3 protein-coding genes are annotated in these 3,255 nt (G+C 47.4%); all 3 read right to left on the bottom strand.

The window, feature by feature from the left end:
* Positions 1-116 precede the first annotated feature (116 nt).
* Positions 117-728, bottom strand: a complete 612-nt coding sequence (locus ACEW9I_RS09930) for a DUF2267 domain-containing protein (RefSeq protein WP_373540185.1) — start codon at positions 726-728, stop codon at positions 117-119.
* Between the two features lie 169 nt (positions 729-897).
* A complete protein-coding gene (locus ACEW9I_RS09935; protein ID WP_373540186.1) occupies positions 898-1,728 on the bottom strand; it encodes a sterol desaturase family protein in 831 nt (276 codons plus the stop codon).
* Between the two features lie 158 nt (positions 1,729-1,886).
* Positions 1,887-2,720 carry a PEP-CTERM sorting domain-containing protein gene (locus tag ACEW9I_RS09940; protein ID WP_373540187.1) on the bottom strand — a complete coding sequence of 278 codons (834 nt, stop codon included), beginning with the start codon at positions 2,718-2,720 and terminating at the stop codon, positions 1,887-1,889.
* Between the last annotated feature and the right edge of the window lie 535 nt (positions 2,721-3,255).

Here is a 3,255-nt window from a genome sequence, read left to right on the forward strand (position 1 = left end):
GCGCGATCTGGAGGGAACCTCCAGATCGCGCGCCGTTACGCGGACTGACATATTGGTCCGCGTAGGCGGACTTTGCATCATGAGCAGAGACTCTAGTCTCTAGCCTTTGACGATCCCTATGCTTCATCCCAAAGTTCGCGGACGCCATCTGTTGGCAACCAACTAGCAACTTCAGCAATCCGCTCTGGAGATAGTTCCCGCTTTGTTGCTGTGAATACAGCTTTGACAGCTTGCTTGCGCTCTTTATCCTTATCTTCTGGCATTCTTTCCAGTCCGCTTTCATTGGCAGCGCGGAAGAAAAAGCGAGAGGAATCGATCTTAAAGATGCCTGGGCCTTGCCAAGGTGGACGTACTCGGCTCAGAAAGCCCACAATGGGATTGGTATCTTTCCACAGATCGGTGACTTCCATTTGCAGTGCCTTTTCATTGGTAGGCAGCATTTCCTCGTGGAGTTCGTCAGCGACTCGATCTGCGGCTTCGGTCGTCATTAAGTCCCGCATGATCCGAAACACGACCTCTGTAAAGTCTCTGGCGTCATAAGGGTCGGCAAAACCACCTTCAACCATCACATACTCTAAAAATGACCGATCGCGATCGGCAAACATCGCTCTGGGGTCTTCAATCTCGGTCGAATCGGTCTCTGGGATCTTCCTGCTGCGTCCCTCCGCATTTGCCAATGTCTTCTCTGGAGTCTCCGGTGAGTCTTGTCTCAAAGTTTCTTCTGTCATAGCTGTTTCCTGAACGGTCTTAACGATCGTGCGTTTGATAACTATCAACGATTTTATGCAAACTCGGATAGGCTTACATCTTTCATAAGTTAGAGATCCGATCGGACAAAAGGTAGAGATTGGTTAGAAAGATCCCCGACTTCTTCGAGAAGTCGGGGATCTAACATCGCTAGTTCTTGAACTTGGTGAGTTTTCCAGCGAACGGTTGTAACAATTGCCCGCCAAAATCTGGAGCGATCTGTTCCTCGATACCGTATTGCTTGGGCCATCGCTGCGTGGGTAGATATATTGTCCCAAACAGGATATCCATCAACGGCAAAATCGCCGCATAGTTTTTGTTGATATACTCCGCGCCATCATTGGTGTGATGCCAATGGTGAAAAGCCGGAGTCGCCACCACCTGCTCTAGTAGCCCAAACCGCCAGGACAGATTGGCATGGACAAAAAAGCTCCAGACAGTACCGACGATCGCGTATACTAACGGCACCAAATCCACCGTCGTTCCCATCGGCTGCGCCAAGCCCAGTAGATAAATGGGTAGCAGACCGCAGCATCTGGTAAAAAACATATCGAGCGGATGCGCGCGGGTATTGACGAGCCAGTCCATCTCCTGGGCACTGTGGTGAACCGCATGAAATCGCCACAGCAAGGGGATCTCATGCGACCAGCGATGACCCCAATATGCCCCAAATTCGCCCACGACGATCGCGAGTACAAACCGCACCCGCACTGGTAGAGCCGCTACCGATGCGTACATGCCGCTGGGGAGATAGTGATGAATGCTCCAGGCGACGATCGACATCGGCACAATTAGCAAGAACTTGGGCACAATACTGTTGAGAAAATAATAGCCCAGATCGGTCATCAATCCTTTGCGAAAAATCGGCTGTTGGTGTTGGGCACAGAGCCGTTCTAGCGGGATAAAAACGATCGCTAGTAGTACCAACCAGATACACAACCTAAAGACATCTAATGCCAATGACGGGAGATGTTGCTGCATGTGTAATAACGTGTCAATACTGAGAATAAAAATATTTATTTAAAGATAAGGAGTGCCATAAAAATAGCACTCCTGATGCAGTGGATGAGTAGTATTTCATCCATTGAAACCGCTCGGAACGGCATCTTTGGCGTAGCCACGCCCAAAGGTAGTCGCGTCTACTTCTTTTTGGCTAGTTTCGATCGCAACCGAGCAGTGACACCCAAACCAAACAAAGTACCCATGATGGTCAGTGGCTCGGGGACAGGAGCAGGAGTAACGTCAACACCAGCCAACAGCGCAAACGGTGGCTGTCCAACTGGAGTACCTTCTGCCAAGAAATTGAGCACTTGACTGGTAGCAGTTGCCGTGAATGTCAACTTTTGTGGTGTCCAACCAGAGACAGGAGCCTTACTAGACGCACTCATCACAGTTGAGAACTTGGTGACTCCGCCTGTAAACGCATTAGTATTCGGCGGTATATAGCTGGCACTGTTGAAAGTACCCCCCAGATTCACCGCCCATTGGTCGGTAGTATCGCCCTCGTAACCAGTTTGCTGTCCGGTTGCCTGGAAAAAAGTCACATCATAGTTACTACCGATGGTGAGTCCAGTCAAAGTTTGACTGATAGGACCTTGCTTGTAAGCACTATCTGCGGCGATGTACCAGCCCGATCCGCCAGGAGCAATAACGCTTTGTCCAGAGCTAGCATAAAGACTCAAGTTACCATCGGCAGAATATCCCAACCCGTCCAGATTCGTTGAGAATGCCGTACCATCTGGCACTAGGAAGTTATAGCCATTGGTCGTCCAATTTGGGATCGTAAACTGGGTGGTCTGTCCAGCTTTAAGAAAATTGCCTAGGTACACAGACTGAGTTTGTGCTGTGTTGCTGGGCGCGAAGCCACCATTCTGGATGAATGATACTGCTTGTGCCTGCTGCACTTGCAGTAGATTCACAGCTAAGGCAACAGAACCGACAGCGATGCTGCCGATCGACAAAAGATTGTTCATGTTTGTAGTAGTCTACCTGTAAAAGAGAAAAGGGGGAAGAAGCATATCTGCAATTAAAATATGCTGTAATCATGAAAAAGTCAAGCAGATTTTAAGTCGCCAAATTCACGATCTCTTTCACCCAATTTCACTACAGCAACCGCAGTCGATCGCCAGTCACAACCAATAGCCCATCACCAACAACAGCATTAGGATCGATCGTGCCAATCTTATTGATTTTGAGTTAGTAGCTAATTATATATATAGTTACTACCCAATTTAGTATTTTAATATAATAAAGTGTTTTTATACTAAGTGAATATTGAATAATTGTAGTGGTATCGATCGCCAATTTTTTTGCTAAAGATCTAGGGTGCGCTCCCTTGGTGGTGAATCTTGAAGCGATCTAAATCCCAAAAACCTGAGTTCGATGAAGTTTTGTCTCCTCAAACTCAGGCATTTCAACACTTTTAGGCTAACAGCAGAATTTTTTCAATTTTTGGCACATTAAAATCCACCATCAATATCATTAATAGTTGAAAAAACATTGATTTAA

Origin of the sequence: Chamaesiphon sp., assembly GCF_041738855.1 — a bacterium.
In the GTDB taxonomy this organism is placed as follows: Bacteria; Cyanobacteriota; Cyanobacteriia; order Cyanobacteriales; family Chamaesiphonaceae; genus Chamaesiphon.